The organism is Sphingomonas faeni (genome assembly GCF_003053745.1).
GTDB classification, from domain to species: Bacteria; Pseudomonadota; Alphaproteobacteria; order Sphingomonadales; family Sphingomonadaceae; genus Sphingomonas; species Sphingomonas faeni.
The window spans coordinates 202,185-228,313 of record NZ_QAYE01000005.1 but is presented as its reverse complement, the minus strand read 5'-3'; the positions used below and the strand labels follow the sequence as shown (position 1 = coordinate 228,313).

General features: G+C 65.5%; 22 protein-coding genes and 1 riboswitch. Of the genes, 12 read left to right on the top strand and 10 right to left on the bottom strand.

Annotation, left to right across the window (positions count from 1 at the left end; genetic code table 11):
* Window positions 1-11 precede the first annotated feature (11 nt).
* The 5 genes from C8J25_RS11165 to C8J25_RS11145 are packed head-to-tail and all read left to right on the top strand — an operon-like array spanning window position 12 to window position 4,393.
* Window positions 12-644: a CpaD family pilus assembly protein gene (locus C8J25_RS11165; RefSeq protein ID WP_107954490.1), complete on the top strand. Its 633-nt coding sequence runs from the start codon at window positions 12-14 to the stop codon at window positions 642-644.
* Window positions 644-1,933, top strand: coding sequence for a CpaE/TadZ family protein (locus C8J25_RS11160; protein ID WP_107954489.1), 1,290 nt, complete (start codon window positions 644-646; stop codon window positions 1,931-1,933). Before C8J25_RS11165 ends, C8J25_RS11160 begins: the two co-directional genes overlap by 1 nt.
* A gap of 46 nt (window positions 1,934-1,979) precedes the next feature.
* Entirely contained in the window at window positions 1,980-2,945 is a 966-nt protein-coding gene (locus C8J25_RS11155) for a type II secretion system F family protein (RefSeq protein ID WP_107954571.1), read from the top strand.
* A 10-nt stretch (window positions 2,946-2,955) separates the two neighbouring features.
* Window positions 2,956-3,948, top strand: coding sequence for a type II secretion system F family protein (locus tag C8J25_RS11150; RefSeq protein ID WP_107954488.1), 993 nt, complete (start codon window positions 2,956-2,958; stop codon window positions 3,946-3,948).
* A gap of 52 nt (window positions 3,949-4,000) precedes the next feature.
* Window positions 4,001-4,393, top strand: coding sequence for a hypothetical protein (locus C8J25_RS11145; protein ID WP_107954487.1), 393 nt, complete (start codon window positions 4,001-4,003; stop codon window positions 4,391-4,393).
* A gap of 49 nt (window positions 4,394-4,442) precedes the next feature.
* Here C8J25_RS11145 and C8J25_RS11140 read toward each other — a convergent pair whose 3' ends face one another.
* From C8J25_RS11140 to C8J25_RS11120, 5 genes are all read right to left on the bottom strand, one after another.
* Window positions 4,443-4,802 carry a hypothetical protein gene (locus C8J25_RS11140; protein ID WP_107954486.1) on the bottom strand — a complete coding sequence of 120 codons (360 nt, stop codon included), beginning with the start codon at window positions 4,800-4,802 and terminating at the stop codon, window positions 4,443-4,445.
* Between the two features lie 22 nt (window positions 4,803-4,824).
* Entirely contained in the window at window positions 4,825-5,382 is a 558-nt protein-coding gene (pnuC, locus tag C8J25_RS11135; RefSeq protein WP_107954485.1) for a nicotinamide riboside transporter PnuC, read from the bottom strand.
* A complete protein-coding gene (locus C8J25_RS11130) occupies window positions 5,379-6,512 on the bottom strand; it encodes a phosphotransferase enzyme family protein (protein ID WP_107954484.1) in 1,134 nt (377 codons plus the stop codon). Before C8J25_RS11130 ends, pnuC begins: the two co-directional genes overlap by 4 nt.
* 1 nt (window position 6,513) lies before the next feature.
* Complete coding sequence (locus C8J25_RS11125) at window positions 6,514-8,727, bottom strand: TonB-dependent receptor (protein ID WP_244187001.1); 2,214 nt, start codon at window positions 8,725-8,727, stop codon at window positions 6,514-6,516.
* A 149-nt stretch (window positions 8,728-8,876) separates the two neighbouring features.
* Window positions 8,877-8,986: riboswitch (TPP riboswitch) on the bottom strand.
* 300 nt (window positions 8,987-9,286) lie between these two features.
* Window positions 9,287-9,622, bottom strand: coding sequence for a hypothetical protein (locus C8J25_RS11120; RefSeq protein ID WP_107954483.1), 336 nt, complete (start codon window positions 9,620-9,622; stop codon window positions 9,287-9,289).
* Between the two features lie 230 nt (window positions 9,623-9,852).
* Here C8J25_RS11120 and C8J25_RS11115 point away from each other — a divergent pair, with 230 nt between their 5' ends.
* The 4 genes from C8J25_RS11115 (at window position 9,853) to C8J25_RS11105 (ending at window position 13,322) form a co-directional block, all read left to right on the top strand.
* Complete coding sequence (locus C8J25_RS11115) at window positions 9,853-10,209, top strand: GNAT family N-acetyltransferase (RefSeq protein WP_244186999.1); 357 nt, start codon at window positions 9,853-9,855, stop codon at window positions 10,207-10,209.
* Between the two features lie 141 nt (window positions 10,210-10,350).
* The gene (locus C8J25_RS20730; protein ID WP_156348917.1) at window positions 10,351-10,491 is read left to right on the top strand and encodes a hypothetical protein; all 141 of its coding nucleotides are present in this window, start codon (window positions 10,351-10,353) and stop codon (window positions 10,489-10,491) included.
* Window positions 10,492-10,591: 100 nt separating this feature from the next.
* Window positions 10,592-12,019, top strand: coding sequence for a deoxyribodipyrimidine photo-lyase (locus tag C8J25_RS11110; protein ID WP_244186997.1), 1,428 nt, complete (start codon window positions 10,592-10,594; stop codon window positions 12,017-12,019).
* Between the two features lie 97 nt (window positions 12,020-12,116).
* On the top strand, window positions 12,117-13,322 hold the full coding sequence (locus tag C8J25_RS11105; RefSeq protein WP_208622576.1) for an MFS transporter: 1,206 nt from the start codon (window positions 12,117-12,119) through the stop codon (window positions 13,320-13,322).
* Between the two features lie 17 nt (window positions 13,323-13,339).
* Here the strand turns inward: C8J25_RS11105 and C8J25_RS11100 are convergent, their stop codons facing one another.
* Complete coding sequence (locus C8J25_RS11100) at window positions 13,340-16,369, bottom strand: glycosyl hydrolase family 28-related protein (RefSeq protein ID WP_107954480.1); 3,030 nt, start codon at window positions 16,367-16,369, stop codon at window positions 13,340-13,342.
* Between the two features lie 122 nt (window positions 16,370-16,491).
* Window positions 16,492-16,749 (bottom strand): helix-turn-helix domain-containing protein, encoded by a 258-nt coding sequence (locus tag C8J25_RS11095; RefSeq protein ID WP_244186995.1) that lies wholly within the window; start codon window positions 16,747-16,749, stop codon window positions 16,492-16,494.
* A 281-nt stretch (window positions 16,750-17,030) separates the two neighbouring features.
* Here C8J25_RS11095 and C8J25_RS11090 point away from each other — a divergent pair, with 281 nt between their 5' ends.
* From C8J25_RS11090 to C8J25_RS11080, 3 genes are all read left to right on the top strand, one after another.
* Window positions 17,031-18,377: a GntP family permease gene (locus C8J25_RS11090; RefSeq protein ID WP_107954479.1), complete on the top strand. Its 1,347-nt coding sequence runs from the start codon at window positions 17,031-17,033 to the stop codon at window positions 18,375-18,377.
* Window positions 18,367-19,098, top strand: coding sequence for a FadR/GntR family transcriptional regulator (locus tag C8J25_RS11085; RefSeq protein WP_107954478.1), 732 nt, complete (start codon window positions 18,367-18,369; stop codon window positions 19,096-19,098). The genes C8J25_RS11090 and C8J25_RS11085 overlap by 11 nt, the downstream gene beginning before the upstream one ends.
* Before the next feature lie 203 nt (window positions 19,099-19,301).
* Window positions 19,302-22,295, top strand: a complete 2,994-nt coding sequence (locus C8J25_RS11080; RefSeq protein ID WP_107954477.1) for a TonB-dependent receptor plug domain-containing protein — start codon at window positions 19,302-19,304, stop codon at window positions 22,293-22,295.
* A 95-nt stretch (window positions 22,296-22,390) separates the two neighbouring features.
* Here the strand turns inward: C8J25_RS11080 and C8J25_RS11075 are convergent, their stop codons facing one another.
* Genes C8J25_RS11075 through C8J25_RS11065 form a run of 3 tightly spaced genes read right to left on the bottom strand, consistent with a single transcriptional unit; the run spans window position 22,391 to window position 26,123 of the window.
* Entirely contained in the window at window positions 22,391-23,446 is a 1,056-nt protein-coding gene (locus C8J25_RS11075) for an SMP-30/gluconolactonase/LRE family protein (protein ID WP_107954476.1), read from the bottom strand.
* The gene (gene uxaC, locus C8J25_RS11070; protein ID WP_107954475.1) at window positions 23,443-24,855 is read right to left on the bottom strand and encodes a glucuronate isomerase; all 1,413 of its coding nucleotides are present in this window, start codon (window positions 24,853-24,855) and stop codon (window positions 23,443-23,445) included. The genes C8J25_RS11075 and uxaC overlap by 4 nt, the downstream gene beginning before the upstream one ends.
* Window positions 24,852-26,123 (bottom strand): MFS transporter, encoded by a 1,272-nt coding sequence (locus C8J25_RS11065; protein WP_107954474.1) that lies wholly within the window; start codon window positions 26,121-26,123, stop codon window positions 24,852-24,854. The genes uxaC and C8J25_RS11065 overlap by 4 nt, the downstream gene beginning before the upstream one ends.
* Between the last annotated feature and the right edge of the window lie 6 nt (window positions 26,124-26,129).

The window sequence follows — 26,129 nt, the reverse complement described above, 5'->3', positions numbered from 1 at the left end:
AAGGATTTCCGATGATCACCAAGTCGATCCTGTTAGCGTCCCTCATCCCCGCGCTGTTGCTCGGCGGGTGCATGGGTACCGAGAATCGCGGTCTTGAATCGATCCACCAACCGGTCGTGAGCCGCTCCGACTACGCGCTCGATCTCGGCGTGTCTGGCGGTGCCCTGGCGCCGGGCGAACAGCAACGGCTTGCCGGCTGGATGAACGCGATGCGGCTTGGATATGGAGACCGCGTAGCCATCGACGATCCCGCGGGCGAAGGCCCCGCCGCGCACGGCGACGTCGCCGCGGTGGTCGCGAGCTATGGCTTGCTGCTGAGCGACGACGCGCCGGTCACCCCGGCTTCCGTCACGCCGGGATCGATCCGGGTGGTCGTCAGCCGGATGCGCGCGCAGGTGCCGCACTGCCCGGACTGGTCGCGTAATGCGACCAACGAGTTCGAATCCAACACGTCGTCCAACTTCGGCTGCGCGATCAACAGCAACCTCGCGGCGATGATCGCCAACCCGGCCGACCTGGTGCGCGGCAAGGAAGGGGCGGAGACCACCGATACCGCCGCCTCGTACAAGGCGATCGACACGTACCGCAAGAAAGCGCCGACCGGTGCCGGTTCGCTCGCCGCAGCTACGCCGGGAGGCAAGTGATGAACGCTCCGTGGAAGCCCGCTGGCGCCGCCAGTCGCGATCCCTTCACCGCCTATGTCTGCGACGAGACGACCGCGGCGGCATTGCGCCCGATCGCGACCGAACTCGGCTGGTCGGTCGACAAGATCTACAAGGGCGGACTGCGCAACGCGATCCAGTCTCTGTCGGTTGCGGCATCCCCGCAAATCCTGTTCGTCGATCTCGCCGAGTCGGGCGATCCGCTGAACGACATCCACGCGCTTGCCGAAGTCTGCGAGCCCGGCACGGTGGTGATCGCCGCGGGCCAGGTGAATGACGTTCGCCTGTACCGTGACCTCGTCGCGAGCGGGATCCAAGACTACCTGCTCAAGCCGCTCCATCCCGATATGCTCCGCGAAGCGTTCGTGCATGCTCAGATCATGCTCAATGCGCCTAAACCCGTCGATGCCTCGCCCGAGCGTCCGCATTGCTCGGTCGGCGTGATCGGCACGCGCGGCGGCGTCGGCGCGTCGACCATCGCGACCTCGATCGCGTGGCTGCTCGCCGACAAGGAAAAGCGTTCGACCGCGCTGCTCGATCTCGACGTGCATTTCGGCACGGGTGCGCTCAGCCTCGATCTCGAGCCCGGACGCGGCCTCACCGACGCAATCGAGAACCCGAGCCGCATCGACGGGCTGTTCATCGAACGCGCGATGGTCAAGGCGACGGAGAACCTTTCGGTGCTCAGCGCGGAAGCCCCGATCAGTTCGCCGGTGGTCACCGACGGCTCCGCCTTCTACCAGTTGCAGGAGGAGATGCGCGCGGCGTTCGAATGCACCGTCGTCGACCTGCCGCGGGCGATGATGATCCAGCACCCGCACCTGATCAGCGACGTGAAGCTCGCGGTGATCGTCACCGACCTGACGCTGGCGGCCGCGCGCGACACGATCCGTATCCTGTCGTGGCTGAAGACGAATGCGCCGCAGATCGAGCTGTTTGTGGTTGCCAACCGCGTGCACACCGGCGGCCAGCTCGAGATCAGCCGCAAGGATTTCGAGGGCTCGATCGAGCGCAAGATCGATTACCTCGTCCCGTTCGATCAGAAGCTCGCGGCGCAGTCGGCCAAGCTCGGCAAGCCGATCGTCGAGGTCGGCAAGACCAGCAAGACGATCGCGCCGATCGTCGCACTCGCCAGCGCGCTTGCCGCCGCGGTCGCGGACTGCGGCATCGATGGCGCCAAGGCGTCCAGGGGTCGTTCGCTGATGGGCAAGTTCGGCGAACTCCGCGGGCTGATGACCAAGCGCACGCTGAAGCCGGCAAAAGCGAAATGATCGCGCATGGTCACGCCCAAGTGACGAGCGTCGCGCGATGACCGGCATGGCGCCGCTCCTGCTCGTGATGGTCGGCGCCAGCATCGTGCTGGGGATGATCGTGTTCGCATTCGCGGGGCCCTCGCCGGGCCGCGCGAAATCGCGACGCCTCGTGGCGTTGCGCGAACGGCACGGCGACGCGATCACCGTTGCGGACGCGCACATGCGGCGCATTTCGCATGCCCGCGACACCAAGATGGACCTGGCGTTCGGCCGTATCCTCCCCAATCCGGTACAGCTCGCAAAGCGGCTGGCGATGACGGGCAAGGACTGGACCGTCGGCCAATACGGCATGGCGACCGCCGGGATAGCATTGGTCGTCGCCGCACTCATGCTGTTCAAGGGCATGCCGATCCTGCTCGCATTGCTGTTCGGCCTGTTCGTCGGCATCGGCCTGCCACATCTGGTCGTCGGCAAGACGATCAAGCGGCGCGTCACCAAGTTCACCGCGAAGTTTCCCGACGCGATCGAACTGCTTGTCCGGGGCTTGCGCTCCGGCCTGCCGATCAGCGAGACGATCGGCGTCGTCGGCCAGGAGCTCGACGGCCCGGTCGGCGAGGAATTCCGCTCGGTCAGCGACAAGATGAAGATCGGCCGGACCATGGATGCGGCACTCCAGGAGACCGCGGACCGGCTCGGCACGCCCGAATTCCAGTTCTTCGTCATCACCATCGCGATCCAGCGCGAGACCGGCGGCAACCTTGCGGAGACGCTCGCGAACCTTGCCAACGTGCTGCGCATGCGCGGCCAGATGAAGCTCAAGATCAAGGCGATGTCGTCGGAATCGAAGGCGTCGGCCTACATCATCGGCGCGCTGCCGTTCATCGTGTTCGGGCTGATCTGGTTCATCAACGGCACCTACATGCAGCGGTTCTTCGTCGACGAGCGGCTGATAATGATCGGCATGGGTGGCATGACGTGGATGGCGATCGGCGCCTTCATCATGGCCAAGATGATCAACTTCGAGATCTGAGGGACTGACGATGGGCGAGACCGCCGGACCTACCCTGCTCGGGATCGACGTACTCTGGGTCGCGACGATCCTGTCGGGCGTCGCCGCGTTCGCCGTGATGATCGCGATCTACGCGGTGACGACGGTCCACGATCCGATGGCGAAGCGCGTCAAGGCGCTGAACGACCGGCGCGAACAGTTGAAGGCCGGCATCACCGCCTCGACCAAGCGCCGTGCCAAACTGGTCACGCGCAACGACACCGCGGACCGGATGCGCGGCATCCTGTCGTCGATGAAAGTGCTGCAGGACAGCCAGGTCAAGGCGGTCCAGGTCAAGCTGATGCAGGCCGGCATCCGTTCGAAGGAATGGGCGCCGGCGGTAATCTTCGGGCGGCTGGTGCTGCCGATCGTGATCGGCGGGGCGATGCTCTACTGGGTCTATGGCACAGATGGCTTCGCGACCTGGGGCCCGCTCAAGAAATACGGGCTCGTCGCGATGAGCTTCATCCTGAGCTACAAGGCGCCGGACCTGTATCTCGACAACAAGATCAAGAAGCGCTCGGACGCGATCCGCAAGGGCCTTCCCGACGCGCTCGACCTGCTCGTGATCTGCGCCGAGGCCGGCCTGACCGTCGATGCCGCGTTCCACCGCGTCGCGCGCGAACTCGGCCGCGCCTATCCCGAACTGGGTGAGGAATTCACCCTCACCGCGATCGAACTGGGCTTCCTGACCGACCGCCGCAGCGCGTTCGAGAACTTCGCGTTGCGCGTGAAGCTGGACGCGGTGAAGGGCGTCGTCACGACGATGATCCAGACCGAGAAATACGGCACGCCGCTCGCCTCCGCACTGCGCGTATTGTCGGGCGAATTCCGCAACGAACGCATGATGCGCGCCGAGGAAAAGGCGGCACGTCTGCCCGCGATCATGACCGTGCCGCTGATCCTGTTCATCCTGCCGGTGCTGTTCGTCGTCATTCTCGGCCCAGCCGCCTGCTCGATCTCCGACGCGCTGCTGAAGGGGTAAGCAACCGCAACGCCAACGGATCGTTGAGCCCCCGTAACAGGAGGGTTTTTCGATGCCGTTGTTTTCCACGCCTACGCAATTCGCCGCGCTCGCACTGATCTTCGTCGCCGGCTGGCTGTTCGGATTGGCGAGCCATCCCGGCGGCAAGAAGTGGAAGGCGCGCTATCACGCCGAACGCGATGCCCACGCGGTCGCCAAGAAGGATGCCGACATCCGCGCCGCCGCCGCCGAAAAGCGCGCGGTCGAGGCCGAACACGAGAATGCGCGCCTTGTAAAGGCCACGCCGGTAGCGCCAGTCGCCCCCGTGACGACAACTCGTGCGCCGGTCGAGGATCGCTCGATCTTCGTGTCGCCTGATACGCGTCCCGTAGCTGCGTCTTCGGCACGTCCAGCCTACAATAATGATGGCACCAAGCGCGGCTGGTTCGACTTCGACCGTCGCTAATCGCTAAAATGCGGCCCGCTCTCCATCGAGCGGGCCGCCCTATCGAAGCCTATTGGTAATGTGCGACGTTCTCGAACCCGGTGTTCGTCTTCGCCATTTTAACCAGCTTTCTAGCGTAGGACCGCACGTGCCGGTCGAAGCGCGTATCGTTGTAGACGCCGCGCCAGATATATTCGTCGCGCTCCAATATCGCCGAAAGTGCGGCGGCAAACGCGGCCTGGCAATCCGCCACGCCCTTTCGATTCATCAGCGCACAGACCATTTCCTCGGCCGATGCCTTGTCACAGTCGTCCTGTAGTTCACGGCCACCGCGCTCGGCGACGACCTGCTCGGAGCGTGCGGCAATCCCCCGTGCATCCAGCCATTTGCGGACCGCGTTGCCGTCCCAGTCCTTCGTCTTTTCCGCCAACACCCGATCTCCGTTTCGCGCGCTAGCCAGTAGAGCGCGCCTGCCAGCGCCGATATCCGATCACGGCCAGCACGACCATCGCCGCGTACAGGCCGGCCGTGAGCACGAGCCCCTTGTAGGCGAACATCCCGACATACAGGACGTCCACCGCGATCCACAGCAGCCAGTTCGCCGCATGACGTCGCGCGACCCAATATTGCGCGACCAGACTGAAGCTGCTGAGCGTCGCGTCGGCCCATGGCAATGCCGCGTCGGTGTAACGGCTCATGAACCAGCCGATCACGAACGCCCCGACCGCGCCCGCGCCGAGACCGGCGAGCGCACGCGATGGCCGCAAAGGCTCCACGACGACATCGCCTTTATCGTCCTTGCCGCGCGCCCATGCCAGCCAGCCATAGACGATCGCGATCGCAAACAGCGCCTGAAGCACCATGTCCGCATAGAGCCGTACGTCGAGGAACAGCTTGAAGTAGAGCGCACACGCGACGAAATTGACCGGCCAGCACAGCATGTTGCGCTTCGCGGTCAGCCATATCCCGGCGAAACTGACGACGACCGCGACGATCTCGAGCGGCGTCATGACTGAGCGATCCGGCGCAGGAAGTCCTGGCCCGGAGGCGAGAAGAACCACGCCGCATGGTCGATCAAATAATCATCCCAAGCCATGGCGGCGGACGCGGTGTCCGCCACGACGGCGGTGAAGTAATCGGCCTCCGACAGCGCGAATTCGACATGGACCAGCGGCAACAGCGACACGACCGCGGCGATCTCCGCATCGCTCAGCGGTAGGACTTCGGCATAGCCCGCCATCAGCGCCAGCGCCGTCTCGGGATCGGCGATCGCATCGTCCGCCCCCTTCCCCAGATCCAGCCAGCGCACCGCCGTCCGCTCGATCGCCGTCGCGATGTCGTGAACGGCATTCGTGCGATCCGCCAACCCGAAGTCGAACACGGTCCGCACCGCGCCCTCTCGCGTCCAGAGAAGGTTGGAAGGATGCCAGTCGTTGTGCGTCCACAACGGCGTCTGTTTCGCAAGAAGCGACGACAGGTTGCTATCGGCCTGCTCGAACAATCGCGCGAGTTGCGCTTGCCACGGCCGGTCCGCGAGGAACGCGGCCAGCGCAGGGCGGGAGGCGACATACGCGCACGCTGCGGCCACGGGATCGGCGGCAGGGAGTATCGTGAAACTCGAGATCAGAGGGTGTTGGCGTCGCGCTGGCGCATCGAACCCGCCCGCCGCGACGTGCAGTTCCGCCAGTGCCACACCGGCGGCATGGGCATGATCGAGCGACAGGAACGGCGTCCAAGACAGCCGATCGCGATACAGATCCTCGCCCGGCGCCTGGCGGTGCAGTTCGTACGACCAGGGGCCGATCGCGACCGCGCTCGCACCCTCCGCGGTCGTCATAACCTGGGGCACCGACACGCCCGCACCGGCGAGGTGCGCGATAAACGCGTGCTCCTCGGCGAGCCCTTCCACCGTGCGGACGCGGTGATGGTGGCGCTTCAGCAGGAACGCGCCGTTCGTCGTGTGCACCAGGGTCGCGGCGGAGAACGGTCGCGGGGAATGCCAGTGCAGCCCGGTCATCCGCCCTGCCGCCGGAAAATGCGCCAGCACCGCCTCAGCCTCGTCCGCAGCGATGGCGGGCCAGGTCGGCGCCTCCAGCGTCGTGCCCATGCCGTGGACGAAATGCTTCAGCTGCGACGCCACCTCAGAACGATCGCGAGATCGTCGCCATGACCGCCGCACCGCTGCCGATGTAATACGCGGGCGGCGAGCCGGCGATCACGGTGCCGTTGCGGCCGATCGTGTCCTGCGCATTGGTGCTGACCGACTGCACGCCGGCGAGGACGTGCGGATCGGTGACGTTGATCGCGTTGACGCGCAGGTCGGTGCGCTTGCCGTCGAGCCAGTCGGCGAGGTGCATGCCGACCGACAGATCGAGCGTCGCATAGCCCTTGATGCGCTCATCGTTCATGAAGCTCGCATATTGCCGCCCGATATATTTCGACGCGACGCTGCCGAAGAAACGCCCGTCGTCATAGATCCCGCCGGCGCCGAACTGGACGGTCGGGCTGGAGACCGCATGCTTGCCCCTCGTCGGCAGGAAGTCCGCGCCCACCGGCAGGTCGTCGTCGATCCGTGCGCGGAGATATTCGCCCGAGAGATACAGGCTGACACCCGCGACCGGGCGGTAATCGATCTCCGCATCCACCCCGTACGAAGTCTGGCCGCCCGCGTTGAGCGTCGCGTTCACCTGCGCGCCGCCCTGGTCGAGCACGGTGGCGAGTTGGCGGTTGCGGAACTTGTAGTGGAAGCCGGTGACCGAGGCAGAGAGCTGTTCGCCGATGAAGCGATAGCCGATCTCCTGCGACACCGAATATTCGTTCTTGAGTGCGTTCGTCCCCTGCACCACCACTTCGCCGCCATAGTAGCTGTTGTAGAGCGTGAACTCGTTGGGCGTGCGGAAGTTGGTCGTGATGTTGGCGAACAGCTGCTGGCGATCGTCGATCCGGTAGTGGATCGCGGCACGCGGCAACGCGGCGAAGCTGTCGTTGCGCACCTTGTCCTGTGGCCCGGGCAGGTAATTGCGGCCGTTGCGCAGGACGTTCACGCCCTTGAATCCGGCATCGATCGTCAGTCGCTGCGTCAGCGCGATGCTGTCGGCGAGGAAGAAGCCTTTCGTCACGGTGACGGTGCGCTGGTTCTCATAAGCGAGCAGGCGGCCGTCGGCGGTCCGGATCGCCTTTGCTCGGTAGCCCCAGCGGTCGAAAGGCTGCCCATCGGCGTCGACCGAGGTGTACGACTGCGTGACGCGGTCGGTGCCGTAGTCGAACCAGAGTCCCGCCGTGAGCGTGTGTGTGCCAGCCTTCAAGGTCAGTTTGCTGACGTTGCCGGTCCGCATCTGGTCGCCGGTGTAATTGCCGAGCACGGTCGCGACGCCGTCGACCGCACCAGGCAGCGCGATTGGCTGCGCCAGTTCTTCGGCGCCGAGGAAATTCCCTTCCGTGGTCAGCTGCGTCCCATAGGGCGAGTTGCCGTAGCCGAACTGGAGGTAGGTGGTGGTGTCGAGCGCGAGCCGATCGCTTAGCACCAGATGCACTGGCGCGGAGGCGTAGAGGTTGCGGAACGGCGCGCGGTACAGGCGCCAATAGTTGGTGTTCCCCACCGTGTAACGCTTGTCGTAGTTGAAGTCGCGGCCCTGCGCGTTCCATTCGGCGAGCGTCGGACTCGGATAGCTCGACGAGTTCGCGTCGTTGTACGACAACGCAAGGCTGGCGCGGTTGCCGGCGCCCCATTCGTCAAGAATCTTGGCGTCGATATGCTGCCGCATGTCGAAACCGGCACCTCGCCAATTGTCGGCGCGGGTGTTCGAATAGGACAGGAACGCCTTCAGTCCGGTGTTGCCGATCGTCCCGCTATCGATCCGGAAGAACCCACGCCGCGCCGCGTAGCTGCCGAGCGACAGGTCGACGAGTGCGCCGGGCTGCGCCTTCGGATCGTCGAGCGACAGCGACAACAGCCCGCCTGCCCCGCCCAGCGTCGGGGAATCGATATCGACCGAGCCTTGGGCCAGCGAGATGCGCTTGAGATTCTCGGGGTCGGCGAACTGCGACGGATAGGCATAATAATAGCCGATGTCGTTCTGCGGCGCGCCTTCCATCAGCACGCCGATCTCGTCCTGCCCGAGACCGCGCAGCGTTAGGCTCGAACTCGTCGACAGGCCGTACGGGTCGCTCGACGCGACGTTCGCGCCGGGCAGCAGCGTCACCAACTGGAACGCGTTGAGCGTCGGCGCCTGCTTGACGATGAAGTCGGCGGAGATCGCACTCTGCGCGCGCGGCACCTTTTGGTCCGAGAGCAGACCGGCAGGGTCCTGCTTGCCGACCACCCGGATTTCGGCGGGTTCGACCGGCTCGGACACGACCTGCGCGCTTGCAGAGGATGCGGCAAGGCTCGCCGAAAGGGTCAGCGCTACCCGGAAAGCAGGGCGGCCACGCGCTAAAAACGGGCGCGTCACAACGAAAAACCAGCAATAAAAAACGTCACGTCCACTCCAATCGGAGGGACGACGGGCCAGCCGCAGACCCTCCCTACGCCGGTATAAGCCGGATCAGGTTCAGCGGGTCATGGGCTGTTGCCCACCTCTCAGCCGCACATCAGCGGCCCCCCGGGGATACGTGCCGCTTAGGCGGTTGGGCGGGTGGTGGAAAGAGCTATCGCGTTGATCTGGCTGGAGTGCCTCACGTCGTGCACTGGCAAACCTCAAGACCATTCCAAAAAAACGGCGGACAGCGGCCGGCCTACCCAGAAAACATGCTGTGAAAACAAGGTAGGCCGACCGCCTCGGCAGCTCGATCAACGAGCACCGTCCGGGTCGGCAAGGGAGCGCCAACGCCGCAACGGTATGACAAATACGTTGCAGCGCGGCATTTAGACTCATCGCGCCGTGAAATGTCTCGGCTAACGACATCGTCGGACGGTTAGGCGCGACCCTCGCGAAGCTTGATCTCGCCCAACAGCGCCTCGGCCACCGGGTTGCCGACCTCGCCGCCCGACTGTTCGTACGCGCCCGCAAGCTCCGCGTCCGTCGCGCCCTGCAACAGCGCGTTCACCTCGGCGTTGAAGTCGTCGACCTCGCCCGCGGCGGCATCGGCGGCGTCCTCGCTCGTCACGGCCGGCTCCGCTCCGGCGGCCGGGGCGTGTGCCATCACGGCATCCTGCTTGAAGACGTCGAAAGCTTCGGCGGCCTCGTTGCGCTCCTCGATCGCGATTTCGAGGCGGGTGAACAGGTCGAGCTGCGGTGCGGTGTTTTCCATTCCGCCAGCTTATCCGCGCGAACACGGTCCAGGCAACTCGTTCGCGCACGGCCGCTACCCGAAGCAAGAACGTACCAGGAATCTCTATGATCTAAAGCAACTTGTGAGACTTCCAGCCGGAACGTCCGTTCTGCCCTTCAAGCCGCCGACCTGTACCCAGCGATCGGTTGCAGCAGGGAGAGAGCATGACCGCGATCCGAGCCGCCGAACCCTATGACCTGTCCCGGTTGATGGCGTTCGATTCCTTTCCCGGAGACCGGATCGCGGAGATCGTCGAGCGCCGCATGCTGGTCGCCGAAGTGGACGGCGTCATCGCAGGCTATATCGCGTGGCAGACCGGCGGATGCATCGGCATGGACTATGTGAACAAACTGGTCGTCGATCCCGACTATCGTCGTCATGGGATCGCCCAATCGTTGATAGCCGAACTGAATTCGATCCTGAACGGGCGGGTTTTCATTTCGACCGGTGCCGACAACAGCGCAGCGGTCGGGCTTTTGAGGCTTACCAACTGGCAACCGGCAGGGCAGATCGTCGGCTTACGTCCGGCAGACGAACCAGAAATCTTTTACTACCGCGATTTATGAGTCGAGAGATCGGCAGCCGCGTGAGGTAGCGATACCGCTTTTCTCGATATTGGGCCGAGGCGGTATTTTTGCGGGATTAGTCGAAGAGACGACTTCTGTAGTCAGTCGTTGCGGTTGGTATATTCGGATATGCCACAACGGATGCTAAATCCCGATCAACGGCTTCGCGAGCATCTTGAGGATGCCTTGGTGGAGGCGGATGCGCTTGGCCAGACCGTCGTCGCCGCGCTGATCTCCGAGGCGCTCGATGCAATGCATACTCACGACCTTAAGGGATCGTAGAACGAAGCCTGTGTGTTGGGCGACAATGATACCGCAATTCCCGCAAGCTTCGAACGTCCCGCCGCTACAATCCTGGTCGGAGGCGCCTCGCGTTCGTCGGATGAACGCAGCCGAAGTCCGACCAAGCGGACGCTACGTTCTCTGTTGGCTGCAACAGGCGTTGCGGGCGCGGGACAATCCGGTAATCGACGCGGCGATCCGTCTCGGCAACGATCTCGGCCTACCGGTCCTCGTCTATCACGGTCTGCGCGAGGATTATCCCTATGCGTCAAACCGCCTGCACCGTTTCATTCTCGGCGCGAGCCGCGATCTGGCGCGGGACTGTCGCCAGCGCGGCCTCGCCTGCGTCCAGCATGTCGACCGTGCAGACGCGCGCGAGAAGGGTCTTGTCTACCGTCTGGCCGCCGACAGCGCCGCGGTGTTCGTCGAGGATCAGCCGACCTTCGTCGCACGCTGGCAGTCGGACCGTGTCGCCGCCCACACCGAAGCCGCGATGTTCGCGGTCAACGCCGCATGCTTGGTACCCCCCGCGCTGCTCGGCGACGGCATCGGCTCGACCACCGCGTTCCGGCGCAAGCACGAGGCAGTGCGTGCGGATTGGCTGGCGACCGACGACCTTCAGGCGGGCGTTGCCGCGTATGACGGCCCCCTGCCCTTCACGTCCGATCGTCTCGAATCCTGCAGCGACGCCGACCTGGACCGGCTGGTCGAGAACACGGCGATCGACCATTCGCTTGCACTCAGCCCCGACTTCCCGGCCGGCCGCGATGGCGCGCTGTCCAAGCTCGAACGGCTGATGGACACAGTGCTGCCGACCTACGCGACGACCCGCAACGATGCGACCAAGCCGGTCGGTGCGAGCATGCTCTCGCCCTATCTGCATTTCGGCGTGATCGGCCCACGCGAAGTCATGGCCACCGTCGAAGCCGCCGATGCGCCCGCCGCCGCCAAGACCAAAATCGCCGACGAACTGCTGACATGGCGCGAATGGTTCCACTACCAGGCTCGCGCGCTTCCCTCGCCCGAGCGCTACGACCGCGTCTCGGAATGGGCCCGCGAAACGCTGGCCGCTCACGCTTCTGACCCGCGTCCGGAAGTGGAAACGCTCGCCGACCTGCTCAATGGAACCACCCGCGACGAGACCTGGAACGCCTGCCAGCGCCAGTTCCTGGTCGAGGGCTGGATGCACAATAATCTGCGGATGTACTGGGCCAAGCGGATCATCGCCCTGACGCCCGATCCCGAGACCGCGTGGGCGACCGCCTGTTATCTGAACGACCGGCTCAGTCTCGACGGGCGCGATCCGTCGACCTACGGCAACATCGCAGCGTCGTTCGGTGCAGGATCGCCCGGCCGCGACGGGCCGCCGATCTACGGCAAGGTGCCGACGCGGTCGGATGGCTCGACCCGGCACCGCGACGGTGGCCCCGAGTGGCTTCGCGCCGCCGCGACGCGTACCGCGCCCGAACCTACGCTGCCGTCGAGCCTGCCGTCCGCACTTTACCTTACGGGTGAACTGCCCATCTAAGCCGAGCGCGCGTCGCCGCCCGCTACCGACAGCCCGACCCATTCACCTGCAAGCATGGCGCGCCCGTCAGGCGCGGCGCCGTACACCGGAATTGACCATGACATCGACCGCGCAAGACCGCCCGGAACCTCGTACGACGGGCTATGTCCTGACCAGCAGCGTGACGTTCGCGATGGCGGCCGCTGCCGGCGTCGCGGTCGCCAACATCTATTACAACCAGCCGATGCTCGGCGTGATCGAGAAGGATCTGCCGGGCAAGCTGTCCACCCTGATCCCCACCGCGACGCAACTGGGGTATGCCGCGGGCCTGTTCTTCCTCGTACCGCTCGGCGACCTGATCGAGCGCAAGCGCCTGATCGTGATCCAGTTCGCCGTCCTGGCCGCCGCGCTGGTCGCCGCCGCAGTCGCGCCTACCGCAGGGCTCGTCTTGGCTGCGTCACTACTGGTCGGTATCGCTTCCACGGTCGCGCAGCAGATCGTTCCGCTAGCCGCCAACCTCGCCGCGCCGGACCGACGCGGGGCAACCGTCGGCACGGTCATGTCGGGCCTGTTGTGCGGCATATTGTTGAGCCGGACACTCGCTGGCTTCGTCGCCACGCATGCCGGCTGGCGCGAGATGTTCTGGCTCGGCGTGCCGATGGCGCTCGCCGTCGGCCTCTGGATGGCGATCAAGCTGCCCCGCAGCCAGCCAGCCGCCACACTTTCCTATGGCGGCCTCCTCCGCTCGCTCGTCGGGCTGTGGCGCGAGTTCGGCGCATTGCGGCTGGCGACCGTCACCCAGTCGCTGATCTTCGCCGCATTCACCGCATTCTGGACGATCCTAGCGCTCCGACTTCAGGAGCCGCGCTATGCGATGGGCGCCGACGTTGCGGGCCTGTTCGGCATCGTCGGCGCAGTCGGCATCTTCGCCGCACCGATCGCCGGACGGTACGCGGATCGAAAGGGTCCGCACATGGTGATCGCGCTCGGCGCCGCGCTGACGCTGGTATCGTGGATCATGTTCGGCGTGTGGACGTCGATCGCGGGCATGGTCGTCGGTGTCATCGTACTCGATTTCGCTGTCCAGAGCGCGCTCGTCTCCAACCAGCACATCGTCTACGCGCTGCGCCCCGAGGCACGGGCGCGGCTCAACACGATCTTCATGGGCGGGATGTTCCTGGGCGGCGCGATCGGGTCCGCCGCCGCGACTCAGGCCTGGGCCGCGGCCGGCTGGTCCGGCGTGGTCATGCTCGGCATCGTACTGACCGCACTGGCGACGCTGATCCAGACGGTCAGCCTGGTTCGGCGCAAGCGGGCGATCTGACCGACCGCCCGGCGCGCTTACAGTCCGATAGAGTAGAGTGCGTGGTGCGCCAGGATGAACAGCGTACGACGATCGGCGCCACCGATGACGAGTTGCAGCGGACGTTCCGGTACGTCGATACGGCGTAACAGCGTGCCGTCCGGCCGGTAGACGAACACCTGTCCATTGGCGACGTACAGGTTGCCGGCCGCGTCGCGCGTTGCGCTCTCGCCGCCGCGCGGTGCGACGACCTTGAGGTCCGTCACCCGGCCATTGTCGCCGACCAGACCGCTATACGTGCGGTTCTCCGATCCGTTGGTCAGCACTACCCGCTCGCCGGGGGGCGCCGTGACGAACCCATAGGAGTCGAGCGTATCGGACCAGCGCCAACCCTGATGATCGTCCGGCCCCTGATTCCACACGCGGAACGCCGGCAGTACCAGCGACCCATCTGGCGAGACATATTCCCGCGCCTTCGCCTCGCCCATCTTGCCGGTGAAGAAATCGGCGAGCGGTGGATATTGGTACGTCGTAGGATCGATCCGGTCGGCGAACTCGCCATTCGCCCAGACGTTGACGGGCAGCACGGTCGCCGCCCCGCGTCGCGCCTTGGCTGGGGTCGGTGCGATCACCTTGACGTCGGAGGGCTTGGTCGGATCGATGCTGTAGACAGTCCCGTCTCGCCCGGCCGATGACAGCACCAGCAGATCGCCGGACTTGTCGACCGCGAGGTTCACCGCGTCGAGCGGCGCTTCCGCGACGATCGACAGGCCTTCGGTCTTCGACCAGCCATGGATCCGCTGGAAGCGACGATCGATGAAGTACAGCTTGCCCTGCGCATCGACCGCACCGCCGGCGATCGAATAGAAATCGTCCGCGAGTTTCTCGACGCCGGGCGTCGCCGGTATCGGTGTTCGCACTGCCGTCGCAGGTGCAGCCGGCACGTCGAGCTTGGCGAATTCGAGTTCGCGCACTTCCTGCCCGCGCGTCATGTCCTTGATCGCGTTCTCGAACGGGAACTTGCTCGCGCGCAGATACGTGCCGCAGCCCTTCGCATCGCAGCTCGCAAACCCGCTTTCGGCGTTCACATGGACATTGCGGAAACGGATATCGCCCGAGTTGTAGAGCTTTACCGCGGCGTCCATTGGCTTGATCGACCGCGTGACGCGGTAGCTGTGATAATTGGCGAACAGGATGTTGCGCGAATTGCGGATTTCGGTGGAAATCGCATCGACGCCGTCGCGCACCTCCTGCTCGGTCTGCGGTGCGAGGAATTCCCAGTTCTCGACGTTGTCGAGCACGATCTCGGCGCGATAATGATGTTCGGCGGAAAGTTCGTAGACGTGGCCGGGGGTCTTGGTGTTCGAGACGTGGAAGCTCGCCGAGGCCAGCGTGTTCGGCGACCAGATCGCCGCGAACGTGCCGCCGCCGCCGTCGGTCACCCAGATGCTCGGGTGCTGACCGTCGAAACGCGCGCGCGGATCGCCGAATCCGATCGGGCTGCCCTTGGTCAGCACGGTGCCGCCGCCGCCCTGGATCTTGACGTCATTGATCATCGACGCCTCGCCCGCCTTCCAGAGCAACGCCGTCGCGCGCGGGTTCACGCCGCCGGTCCAGAGCCCGAGGCCGGAGACGATCGCGTTGCCGCCCTTCGCGCTCTCCAGCAGAGCCTTCGGGCCACCGACGCCCATATAGGCCGGCGTCTCGTCGGGGAGATAGAGGTGCGTGAGGCTCGGGTGCAGCGAGATCAGCACGCTGTCGGGGCGCAGCTTCAGCGTGTCGGTGACGCGGTACCGACCGACCGGGAGATATAGCACGCGGTGGGTGTCGATCGCGCGCTGCAAGGCTGCGGTATCGTCGGTGGTATCGTCACCTTTGACGCCCAAATCATGCACGTTCGCCCATTCGCGCACCGCAGGCATGGCCCGGATCGCAGGCGCGCGTCGAGCGGGCAGTCGAGACAGCGGCGCGATCGAGACGTCGGTCGCATATTCGCCGATCGTACCGAGGCCCGCCAGCTTCAGACCGTAGGAAAAGTCGGCGACCCGGTAGGTCGGCCCCGCCGCCGCGACGGTCTTTCCGCTATCACGGAAGCGCGCAAAGGTCGGCGTGTTGCTCGCGACCGCATTGTCGAAGCCGATCTGCGTGAAGACGCTGTTCTCGGCGGAAACGACGATGCCCGCCTGCGATACGTTCTCGAACCGGACGTCCTTGCCCCAGAACGAGTCCGAATAGCCGCGGTCGATCTCGATCCCGACCGGCGTATCGCGGATCGCGACGTTGACGAGGGTCAGGTCGACCTCATGCTCGCGGATCGCCGCGTCGCGCTGACCCTGGAACTTTGAATCGAGCAGCGTGAACTGCCACGCCGGCGAGGTCTTCTCCGACATGATGCCGTAGCGACCGCCGAAGAAGCGCAGATTCTCGAACTCGTTGCCCGCCTGATAGACGCCGGCAAGACCCGAGCCGATGTGAAAGTCGATGTGTCGCAGATAGCCGTGTTGCGCGACGCGGAAGCGCACCGCGACCGCACCCGCATTGCCGTCGCCGATCCGGAAATCGACGTTGGACAGCGTGGAATAGAAGGTGCTCGAGGTTGCGTCGAAGATCGCCGGATCGAACGGCACGCTGGTGCGCGGCGGTACGGGTGCCTTGCCGACGCGGTACTGGTCCTCGCCGGTGAAGCTGACCATCGCCGCCACGCCGGATCCGAAACCGGCACTGTTGTCGGCGAGGACGATCTCGGGGCGAGTCGCGCCTACGCCGAAGACGCGGACGGCGGACCGGATGAAGATCGTGCGTGTGATCCGGTAACGTCCCGACGGCAGGAACACGACGCCGCCATGACCACCAGCCGCCGCCGCATCGATCGCCTGTTGGATCGCCGCGCTATCGTCCGCGCGGCCGTCGCCGACGCCCTTGACGGTTATCGCCCGCGGATCGTTGGGCTGGCTGAGATAGACCGAGACCGACCGGGTCGGCGCCACGGTCTTTGCGGCCGTGGTCTTTGCGAGGGCCGGGCTGGCGACAAGAAGCGCCGTTCCGCAGAGCAGCCATTTCGCAACCATCGTCCGTCTCCCGTTATCAGGACAGCAGTCCTACCGTTCGTGGAGGTCCGCTTCATCTGCGACGAAGGTCGTATCCGGGGCCCTCCGATCCTCCCCCGCCAGAGGGGAATCGAAGGCAAGTGTCAGATCGCCAGCGTCTGCGCGACGATCGCAGCCTGCGTCCGGTTGCGGACGTTCAGCTTGCGCATCAGGGCGGTCATGTGGACCTTCACGGTAGCCTCGGCGATGCCGAGATCGAACGCGATCTGCTTGTTGAGCAGGCCCGAATGGACGCCGCGAAGGACCCTGATCTGCGTTGGGGTCAGCCGCGGCGACGCGGCGCAAGAGGCAGCAGCGATCGCAACCGAAGGTTGGTGCGTATGGTATCCAGGCCGTTCCATGGTCATCCCTCCCTGTGCGCCGGCCGAAATCGCAGCGACCTAGGGCCGAGACGCGGTGGCTGTCGCTGTTGATCCAGTGATCCGTTACGCGGATTCGGTTGGACAGGTTTTGACTATGGGCCGTGCGATCGGACGCAATCAAGCCTTTTTTGTTGTCAGATCGAAAAGACCTGTCGTACAGATATGCCATCATATCGGCAGGCGAAGGCGCCGTCGATCAACGGGAGGGGCGTGATGTCACGAGCACTGGACGATCGCGCGCGACTGCGATCTGTACGCCGATGATCAGCCCCGACATGCGACTCGTGATCGCTGCACTCGCGGGGATATTCCTCGCCGTCCTGATGATCGTTCGCGGTCGACTCCACCCCTTTATCGGCCTGTTATGCGGCGCGTTCACCGTCGGCCTGCTCGCTGGACTCCCCCTCCCCGACGTCGCCAAGGCGGTGCAGAAAGGCGTCGGCGACATCATCGGCGGCACCGGGCTCGTCGTCGCGCTCGGCCTGTCGCTCGGCGCGATGCTGCATCTGTCGGGAGCCGCGGCGTCGCTTGCCAAAGGCGCGTTGCAGTTGACCGGCAAGCAGGCCGCACCTTGGGCGACGCTCGGTATCGCGATTATCGTCGGCCTGCCGCTGTTCTTCGAGACCGGCCTCGTCCTGCTACTGCCGATCGTCGTCGCGGCCGCCGAGGAAATGACCGGCAAGGACGGCGCAGAACGCGATGCCGCCAAGTTGAGGCTAATCATGCCGGCGCTGGCAGGGCTCGGCGTGGTCCATGCGCTCGTGCCTCCGCATCCCGGCCCACTGCTCGCGGTCGAGGCACTGGGTGCCAACCTCGGCAAGACCATGTTGTACGGCATCGCGATCGCCATCCCGACGGCGATCATCTCCGGCCCGCTGCTAGCGAAGTTCACCACGGGCGGCGTGCGGCTGGAAGCGCCGGTGCTGCATGATCCGGGGCTCGGCATCGCCCCGCCGCCGCGGCTGTGGTCGCTGCTGATCGTGCTCCTGCCGGTGCTGATGATCGCGACCGGCGAGCTGGGCCAGATGATTCCGGGCATGAAAGGAACCGCATGGCTGGTCGCCGCGAGCAACCCGGTCGTCGCGCTGCTGCTGACCAACCTGATCGCACTCCCGCTGCTGTTCGGCCGCCGCCTGCGCGAGGCTGCCATCCAGAACGCGGTGTGGCACGAGACGATGGGCGCCGCGGGGGCGATCCTGCTCGCGATCGGCGCGGGCGGCGCGTTGAAGCAGGTGCTGGTGACCGCAGGCCTGTCCGACCTGCTCGCGCGCACCGTATTGATGTATTCGATCTCGCCGCTGTTGCTCGGCTGGCTGGTCGCGGTCGGCATACGCCTCGCGGCCGGCTCGGCGACGGTGGCGACGATCACCGCGGTTGGGATCATGCCGGGCGTCGTCGCAAGTTCCGGCGTGTCGCCCGAACTCGTCGTGCTCGCGATCGGAGCCGGATCGGTATTCTTCAGCCACGTCAACGATCCCGGCTTCTGGCTCGTCAAAAGCTATGTCGGCACCAGCACTGCGGACACGTTCCGCACCTGGTCGTTGCTGGAAACGTCGATCTCGGTGGTCGGCCTCGCCTTCGTCCTGGCGCTCAGCCATGTCGTCTGAGACCCCGGGCACCCCGCCGCCGATCGTTCCGGACAAGCCCGCCGCGAACGGCGTAAGGCTGGCGGACCGCGCCTATACCGCGATCGTCCAGATCATCCTCGATGAGCAGCTCGCGGTCGGCGATCGGCTTCCGGCCGAGGACAAGCTCGCCACGATGTTCGGCATGTCCCGCACGATCGTCCGCGAGGCGCTGGCGAGGCTCGCGTCCGACGGCATCACGCAGGCACGGCGCGGCGCGGGATCCTACGTCAAGCGGCGCCCGTCGGAGCGGCTCGGGTCGCACATGCCGATGGCCGACATCGCGGCGACGCTCGGCACCTACGAAGTCCGCTTCGTACTGGAGGCGGAGGCGGCGCGGCTCGCGGCACAACGCCGGTCGCACCACCAGATGGACGCGATCGAACACGCGTTGGAGGCGTTGCGGACCGCGTTGCTGTCGAATGCGCCGGCGCATGACGAGGACTGGGTGCTGCACCGCGCAATTGCCGAGGCGACTGCCAACGCTGCGTTCCTGCCCGTCTTCGATCACCTCCAGGACGCGGTGATGCGGATCCTGCGCGCCGGTGTCGACATCTCGCGGTCGCGCGCGCCGGAAGTGATCAAGGCGATGATGGACGAGCACGACGCGATCGTCGAAGCCATCCGTGCGCAGGATGCGGACGGCGCGGCGCTGGCGATGCGCTGGCATCTCTCGCAAGGCCGCAAGCGCCTGATGCCCTGACGTGTCAGGCTTCGGCTCACGCGCCGCACCTGCGACCATGGTCGTAGATGATACCGCGCCCAGTATATCGTAGAGAACGACAAGAATGACACGTCGCCAAGCCGGACCACGGCACGCGCCACGTGCGACAAGGGGATGGACGGATGAACAAGGTTACGCGCGGTCGACGCTCAGTCGGATCTTTCAATGTTAACGCAACCAGCATGATCGTGCTGGCCACCGCGTTGCTCTGCGCCCCTGCCGCAGCCCAGACAATTGCCCCGCCGTCCGACCTGCCCGCTTCGACTCAATCGGCCGATCCGGCAGCGCCGCCCCAGACGCTGACCCCGCAGACCGCTGCAGAAGAGCAGGCCGCGCCGGACAAGGACATCGTCGTCACGGGGTCGCGCATCGTCTCGAGCGGGTACAACGCACCGACGCCGACGACCGTGATCGGCGAGGACCAGATCCTCAAGAACGCCCAGCCCAACATCTTCAACGCGGTCGCGCAGTTGCCGTCGCTGCAAGGCTCGACCGGCGCCTCCACCGGTACGTTCAGCACGTCCAGCGGCACGCAGGGGCTCAGCTCCTTCTCACTGCGCGGCCTCGGCCCGATCCGTACGCTGACCCTGCTCGATGGCCAACGCGTCGTCGGGGCAAACGTGTCGGGCGTGCCCGACATCAGCATGTTCCCGCAGTTGCTCGTAAAGCGCGTCGACGTGGTCACCGGTGGCGCATCCGCCTCCTACGGCTCGGACGCAGTGGGCGGCGTGGTCAACTTCATCACCGACACGCGCTTCAAGGGCTTCAAGGCGAACGTGCAGGGCGGCATCACCAATTACGGCGACGACAAGCAGGGCCTGTTTCAGGCCGCGTTCGGCACCTCACTGTTCGGCGATAAGCTCCACCTGATCGTCAGCGGCGAATATGACGACGAAGACGGCGTCGGCCCGGGCGATTTCGGCACCGACCTCGCCAAGGGTCGCGACTGGTACCGCGCCACCACGCTCGTCAATACCGGTCAGACCAACAACGGCCTGCCGCAGTTCAACTACCGCGACTATGCCCAGCCCTATCAATATGCGCGCTTCGGCCTGATCAACAACGGCCCGTTGCAGGGCATCGCGTTCGACCAGAACGGCGCGCCGTATAATTTCAACTATGGCTCGAACGGTCGTCCGACCGGCACCGGCGGCGTCACCAACTGCTTCCCCGCCAACAGCTTCTGCGTCGGCGGCGACCTGTCGGGCGCGCCGGGCTCGGGCGCATCGCTCAAATCTTCGCTGGAACGGCTCAACGGCTTCGGGCGGATCGGCTTCGACTTTGCCGACAACAACGAGGCCTATGTCACCGTCAACGTCGCGCAGGTGAAAACCAGCAACCAGCCGAGCCCGGGGTACAACCGCCCTAACCTGACCGTGCAGTGCGCTAACCCCTTCCTGCCGCAGCTGGTGCGGGATCGTTGTGCGACGGCGATAAATCCCGCTACCGGGACTCCAGGGATCACGCAGTTCAACTTCGGTACCAGCAACGGCAACTTCCCCGATCCGCTGGTCCAGACGGACCGGCGCCAATACCGTTTCGTCGGCGGGCTGAAGGGCAAATTCGAGATCGGCAGCACGCCGTGGACCTACGATGCCTATTACGAGCACGGCATCACAAAGGCGGCGATCGACGTCGACAATACCGTGTTGCAGCCCCGCTATGTCGCGGCAACCAACGCGATCACGCTGAACGGCGCGATTGTCTGCGCCGATCCGGCCGCGCGCGCCGCCGGATGCCAGCCTATCAACATCTTCGGCGGTGCGGTGCCGTCGGCATCGGCGCTCGCCTATGTCACGCCTGCCAACGGCCCGCTCCAGCGCACCAAGCTGACGCAGGACGTCGCCAGCCTCAACTTTTCCGGCGAGCCGCTCAACCTGTGGGCCGGGCCGTTGGCGGTTGCCTTCGGTGGCGAGTATCGTCGCGAATTCTACCGCGTCCACGGCGATCCCTATGGTGCGGGCGTAACCGCACTCAGCCCGAACAGCACCGCCTATCCCGCCGATCCGCTGTTGAATTCCGCGCTGGGCAGTAACTGGGCAGCCGGCAACTACAAGAACGGCCGCGGCAAGTACGAGGTGTATGAGGGGTTCCTCGAACTCAACCTGCCCTTGTTCAACAGCGAAGCCATCGGTCGTGCCAACCTCAACGGCGCCGGTCGCGTGACGCACTACTCAACGTCGGGCACGGTCTGGGCGTGGAAGGCCGGCGGCACTTGGGATACGCCGCTCGACGGCATCCGGCTGCGCGCCGTCACGTCGCGCGACGTCCGCGCGCCGAACCTGTCCGAACTGTTCGCTGCACCGACCGTCACCACGTTGCCGAACTTTACCAATCCCTTCTCCGGTAGCGGGGTGCAGGCGTTCCAGAACACCGTCGGCAACCCTGCTCTCAAGCCGGAAATCGCGCGCAATACCGAGGTTGGTATCGTCCTGTCGCACCCGTCATGGGCGCCGGGTCTCGGCCTGTCGTTCGATTACTACAAGATCAAGCTCGACGGCGTCGTCTCGACACTGTCGCCCGACCAGATCGTCCGCTTCTGCTTCGAGGGCAATCAGGCATTCTGCGGTGGCTTCGTACTGAACAGCCCGACCCAGGGCGGCAATTTCATCAACGTCCAGCCGTTCAATCTGGCATCGTGGAAGACCAGCGGGTTCGACATCGAGGCGAGCTATCAATGGAAGAAGCCGCTCGGCATTCCCGGCAACTTCACGCTCCGCGTGCTCGGCACGCATGTGAAGGAGTTCCTCGTCGACGCAGGAATCGCCGGCGTTGACGTCGTCGACCAGGCCGGAGCCAACAACGGCGCGACGCCGGACTGGAAATGGCTGGCGACGCAGAGCTACGACAACGACGTCTTCAGCGTCAACCTGCAGGAGCGCTGGTTCTCGGACGGCGTGTTCGGCAATCAATATGTCGTCTGCACCAGCGCTTGCCCGGTCTCGACCGCCAACCACCCGACCATCGACTACAATACGATGAAGGGCGCCTTCTACATCGACCTCGGCGGTTCGGTGAACCTGACCAAGCAGGTCAGCATGTTCTTCAAGGTCGACAATCTGTTCGATCACGATCCAGAGCCCGCACCGCAGACCAACACCGGCCTCGACGTGAACCCGGCGCTATACGACACGCTCGGCCGCTTCTACCGCCTGGGCGTCCGCGCCCGGTTCTGATCGACCTGTCCCCGGTAGCGGTTGCTATCGGGGAGCGTCCCAAGACCGTGCCAACGTGACCGATGGGCAAACGACCCGTGTCGAGCGAAGACGGATCAGCCCTCGCTTTGCCAACCCGCACGGAGCGGCAGGCGCAGGACGCGGTCGTTGGCGGTCATGTATAGCGCCCGCCCCCGCTCGCCGAACGCGCAGTTGGCGATCGGCGCGCCGGTCGTCACCAGCGCGAGCGGCTCCGCATCGGGCGTCATGAACATCATCCCGCCGGGCACCGAGCACACCAGCGTCCCGTCCCGCGCGACCTTCATGCCGTCGGGCAACCCCGCCCCGCCCCGCGCCTTCATCGCCTTGGCATCGAGCAGCACCCGGGCATTGCGCACGCCCTTGGCATCGAGGTCGTAGACCATGATCCGGGGTGCGGTTTCGTCCGACACTGATACGTAGAGGCGCGTCTCATCAGGCGACAGCGCGATGCCGTTCGGTCGCGTCAGGCTCCCCTCCAGCAGTTCGACCACACCACCGGGGCGCAGCCGATACACGCCGTTCACCGACATTTCCTTCAGCGGCGAGGTATCGCCTTCGGTCAAACCGTACGGCGGGTCCGTAAAATATAGCGTCCCATCGCGCGCGACATGCATGTCGTTCGGGCTGTTGAACCGCTTTCCCTGATACCGGTCGACCACCACCTCGCGCCGCCGCGCGACCAAATCCACGCGATCGATCGAGCGCCCACCACTGTTCGCGATCAACAACCGGCCCGTACGGTCGAGCGCAAGTCCGTTCGCGCCCGGTTCGCGGATGAGCTTCGGATCGGTGCCTCCTGCCCCCGACGGATCGAGGAACGGCACGGCCGGTCCACCCTTGCGCCAGCGACGGACGATATTGGCAGGAGGATCGGAGAACAGCAGATATTGGCCGGCTTCCACCCATACCGGCCCCTCCGCCCAGCGAATGCCGGTCGCGATCGTCTCGACCCGCGTGCCCGGCGCGACCATTCGGTCGAACGCGGGCGACAGACGCTGGATACGCGGCTCGGCGGCGGGGCCGGCACCAAAAGCAGGCGCGGCGACCATCGCCATTGCTCCGAAAAGAATGTCGCGACGTCCCGGCTGGAACGCTTCCTTCGCGCAACGCTCGAGGCCGGGCTGCTTCATAGTCGATAGGCTTGTTTGACGAGGTTGTAGGCAAGCGCACGGGCGACCTCGTGCGCTTCATCCTCTTCGAGCCGGTGTTCGGCGACGAGTTTCGCGAGGAACGCGCAGTCCATCCGGCGCGCGACGTCGTGGCGTGCCGGGATCGAGAGGAAGGCGCGGGTGTCGTCGTTGAAGCCGACCGTGTTGTAGAAGCCGGCCGTCTCCGTCGCGCGTTCGCGGAAGCGGCGCATGCCCTCCGGACTGTCGTGGAACCACCAGGGCGGGCCAAGCCGCAGCGACGGGTAATGCCCGGCGAGCGGGGCGAGTTCACGCGCGTAGGTGTCCTCGTCGAGCGTGAAAAGGATCAGCGTCAGCGCCGGGTTGTTGCCGAACCGGTCGAGCAGCGGTTTCAATGCGCGGACGAACTCGCCGGGAAGCGGGATGTCGCCCCCCTTGTCGCGACCGAAGCGCGCGAGCACCGAGGCGTTGTGGCTGCGCGAGACGGCAGGGTGAAGCTGCATCACCATACCGTCCTCGACCGACATCGCCGCCATCTCGGTCAGCATCTGCGCGCGAAAGAGTTCGGCGTCGGCGGCGGTCGGCTGGGCCATGACGCGGGCGTAGAGCGCCTCCGCTTCGGCAGGCGTCAGGTCTGCGGTCGCCGCCGACGGGTGGCCGTGATCGGTCGAGGTCGCACCAGCATCGCGGAAGCGCGCACGGTGGAAGCGGTGCGCCGCGAGATAGCCCGCATAGCTGCCGACGTCTTCGCCCGCGGTCTCACCGAAACGGCGGACGTTGGCGGCGAAGCCCGGCGTGTCGGGATCGACGACCGGATCGGGTCGATAGGCGGTGACGACGCGGCCGTTCCAGTCGCTCCCGCGGATCGCGGCATGGTGCTCCAGCGAGTCGAGCGGGCTTTCGGTGGTCGCAATCAGTTCGATCCCGAACCGGTCGAACAGCGCGCGCGGGCGGAACTCGGTCGTCTTCAGCGCGGCATCGATCGTGTCGAAATACAGGTCCGCGGTCGCGGGTTCGAGGCGGACGTCGATCTCGAACGCCTCGGCGAACACCCAGTCAAGCCACATCCGCGACGGCGTGCCCCGGAACAGATGGTAGTTCGCCGCGAAGATCTTCCAGATCGCGCGCGGATCGATCTCCGTCGGGCTGCCATCCACCGTCGGTACGCCGAGCGCGTTCAGCGGCACGCCCTGGCTGTAGAGCATCCGGAACACATAGTGATCGGGGACGATCAACAGCGACGCGGGATCGCTGAACGCCTCGTTCCGCGCGAACCATGCCGGATCGGTATGGCCGTGCGGACTGACGATCGGCAGGTCCTTCACCCCCGCATGCAGCGCGCGGGCGATGTCGCGGGTGCGGCCTTCGCTGGGGAACAGGCGGTCGGGGTGGAGGCGTAGCGGATGGGTCATGCGAGGCGTTCCGGATCGACGGGAGTGTAGTGCGGTACGAGCAGGTGGATAACCAGCAACGCGACGAAATAGGCGCACCCGGCGACCACGAAGATCGGACCATAGCTGCCGACGCCGGCGAGGATCGTGCCCGCGAACTTGGCCATCAGCATGCCGCCGAACGCCCCCGCCAGCCCGCCGAGACCGATCACAGATCCGCCCATGCCGCGTGGGAACAGGTCACCGGGGATCGCATAGACATTGGCGGAAAAGCCCTGGTGGCATGCGCACGCCAGGCCGATCGCCGCGACCGCCCACCATAGTCCCGGTGCCTGCGCGGCGAAGATGATCGGCAGGGCGAACAGCGCGCACGCGAACAGCGCAGTCTTTCGTGCGCGGTTCGGGGTCTGGCCGCGCGTCAGCAACCGCGACGAGAACCAGCCGCCCGCGACCGATCCGACATCGGCCAGCACGTACACGGCGACCAGCGGCGGACCGAAATCGAGCATCTTCACGCCGTATTGCCGGTTGAAGAAATCGGGCAGCCAGAACAAGAAGGTCCACCACACCGGATCGATCAGGAACCGACCGAGCATATACGCCCAGGTCTGGCGTAGGCGCAGCAGCGTGCGCCAGCGGACCGGCTTGGCGGCGGGCACGGGATCGGCCTCGATCCAGGCCAGTTCCTCAGGGGTGACGCGGGGGTGCTTGCGCGGCGACCTATAGAAAGCGAGCCACGCCATCAACCAGATCACGGTCAGCGCGCCGGTCGCAATGAACGCCATCCGCCAGCCGAACGTCACCGCGATCACCGGCACGATCAATGGCGTGAGGATCGCGCCGACGTTGGAGCCCGCGTTGAAGATGCCGATCGCCAGCGCACGCTCGCGTTGTGGAAACCATTCGTTGGCCGCGGCCAGCGCCGCCGGAAACGCACCGGCCTCGCCGATCGCGAGGGGGATACGCGCGAAGATCATCATGCCCGCGCTGGTGAAAAGTGCATGCGCGACATGACCGATCGTCCACAAAGTCACCGCGACCGCATAGCCGATCTTCGCGCCGACCCGGTCGACGAACCGCCCGAACAGCACATAGGCGATGCCGTACGCCGCCTGGAACGCGATCGCGAGATCGGCATAGCCCTGCTCGCTCCAGTCATAGCGCGCCTGGAGTTCGGGTTTCAGCACCGGCAGCACGAGCCGGTCGATATAGCTCAGCGCAACGGCAGCGAAGAGCAATGCACAGACGATCCACCGCACTTTGCCGCGAGGTTTCTCGGCTGCTGGCATGGCCCC

What these genes read in the sequence shown, in the direction of transcription:
- C8J25_RS20730 (WP_156348917.1), top strand. Translation starts at nt 10,351, where the DNA reads ATGCTAAATCCCGATCAACGGCTTCGCGAGCATCTTGAGGATGCCTTG.
- uxaC (WP_107954475.1), bottom strand. Translation starts at nt 24,855, where the DNA reads ATGACCCATCCGCTACGCCTCCACCCCGACCGCCTGTTCCCCAGCGAA.
- C8J25_RS11145 (WP_107954487.1), top strand. Translation starts at nt 4,001, where the DNA reads ATGCCGTTGTTTTCCACGCCTACGCAATTCGCCGCGCTCGCACTGATC.
- C8J25_RS11085 (WP_107954478.1), top strand. Translation starts at nt 18,367, where the DNA reads ATGTCGTCTGAGACCCCGGGCACCCCGCCGCCGATCGTTCCGGACAAG.
- C8J25_RS11155 (WP_107954571.1), top strand. Translation starts at nt 1,980, where the DNA reads ATGGCGCCGCTCCTGCTCGTGATGGTCGGCGCCAGCATCGTGCTGGGG.
- C8J25_RS11115 (WP_244186999.1), top strand. Translation starts at nt 9,853, where the DNA reads ATGGCGTTCGATTCCTTTCCCGGAGACCGGATCGCGGAGATCGTCGAG.
- C8J25_RS11095 (WP_244186995.1), bottom strand. Translation starts at nt 16,749, where the DNA reads ATGGAACGGCCTGGATACCATACGCACCAACCTTCGGTTGCGATCGCT.
- pnuC (WP_107954485.1), bottom strand. Translation starts at nt 5,382, where the DNA reads ATGACGCCGCTCGAGATCGTCGCGGTCGTCGTCAGTTTCGCCGGGATA.
- C8J25_RS11075 (WP_107954476.1), bottom strand. Translation starts at nt 23,446, where the DNA reads ATGAAGCAGCCCGGCCTCGAGCGTTGCGCGAAGGAAGCGTTCCAGCCG.
- C8J25_RS11090 (WP_107954479.1), top strand. Translation starts at nt 17,031, where the DNA reads ATGATCAGCCCCGACATGCGACTCGTGATCGCTGCACTCGCGGGGATA.
- C8J25_RS11120 (WP_107954483.1), bottom strand. Translation starts at nt 9,622, where the DNA reads ATGGAAAACACCGCACCGCAGCTCGACCTGTTCACCCGCCTCGAAATC.
- C8J25_RS11165 (WP_107954490.1), top strand. Translation starts at nt 12, where the DNA reads ATGATCACCAAGTCGATCCTGTTAGCGTCCCTCATCCCCGCGCTGTTG.
- C8J25_RS11150 (WP_107954488.1), top strand. Translation starts at nt 2,956, where the DNA reads ATGGGCGAGACCGCCGGACCTACCCTGCTCGGGATCGACGTACTCTGG.
- C8J25_RS11065 (WP_107954474.1), bottom strand. Translation starts at nt 26,123, where the DNA reads ATGCCAGCAGCCGAGAAACCTCGCGGCAAAGTGCGGTGGATCGTCTGT.
- C8J25_RS11110 (WP_244186997.1), top strand. Translation starts at nt 10,592, where the DNA reads ATGAACGCAGCCGAAGTCCGACCAAGCGGACGCTACGTTCTCTGTTGG.
- C8J25_RS11080 (WP_107954477.1), top strand. Translation starts at nt 19,302, where the DNA reads ATGATCGTGCTGGCCACCGCGTTGCTCTGCGCCCCTGCCGCAGCCCAG.
- C8J25_RS11100 (WP_107954480.1), bottom strand. Translation starts at nt 16,369, where the DNA reads ATGGTTGCGAAATGGCTGCTCTGCGGAACGGCGCTTCTTGTCGCCAGC.
- C8J25_RS11160 (WP_107954489.1), top strand. Translation starts at nt 644, where the DNA reads ATGAACGCTCCGTGGAAGCCCGCTGGCGCCGCCAGTCGCGATCCCTTC.
- C8J25_RS11105 (WP_208622576.1), top strand. Translation starts at nt 12,117, where the DNA reads ATGACATCGACCGCGCAAGACCGCCCGGAACCTCGTACGACGGGCTAT.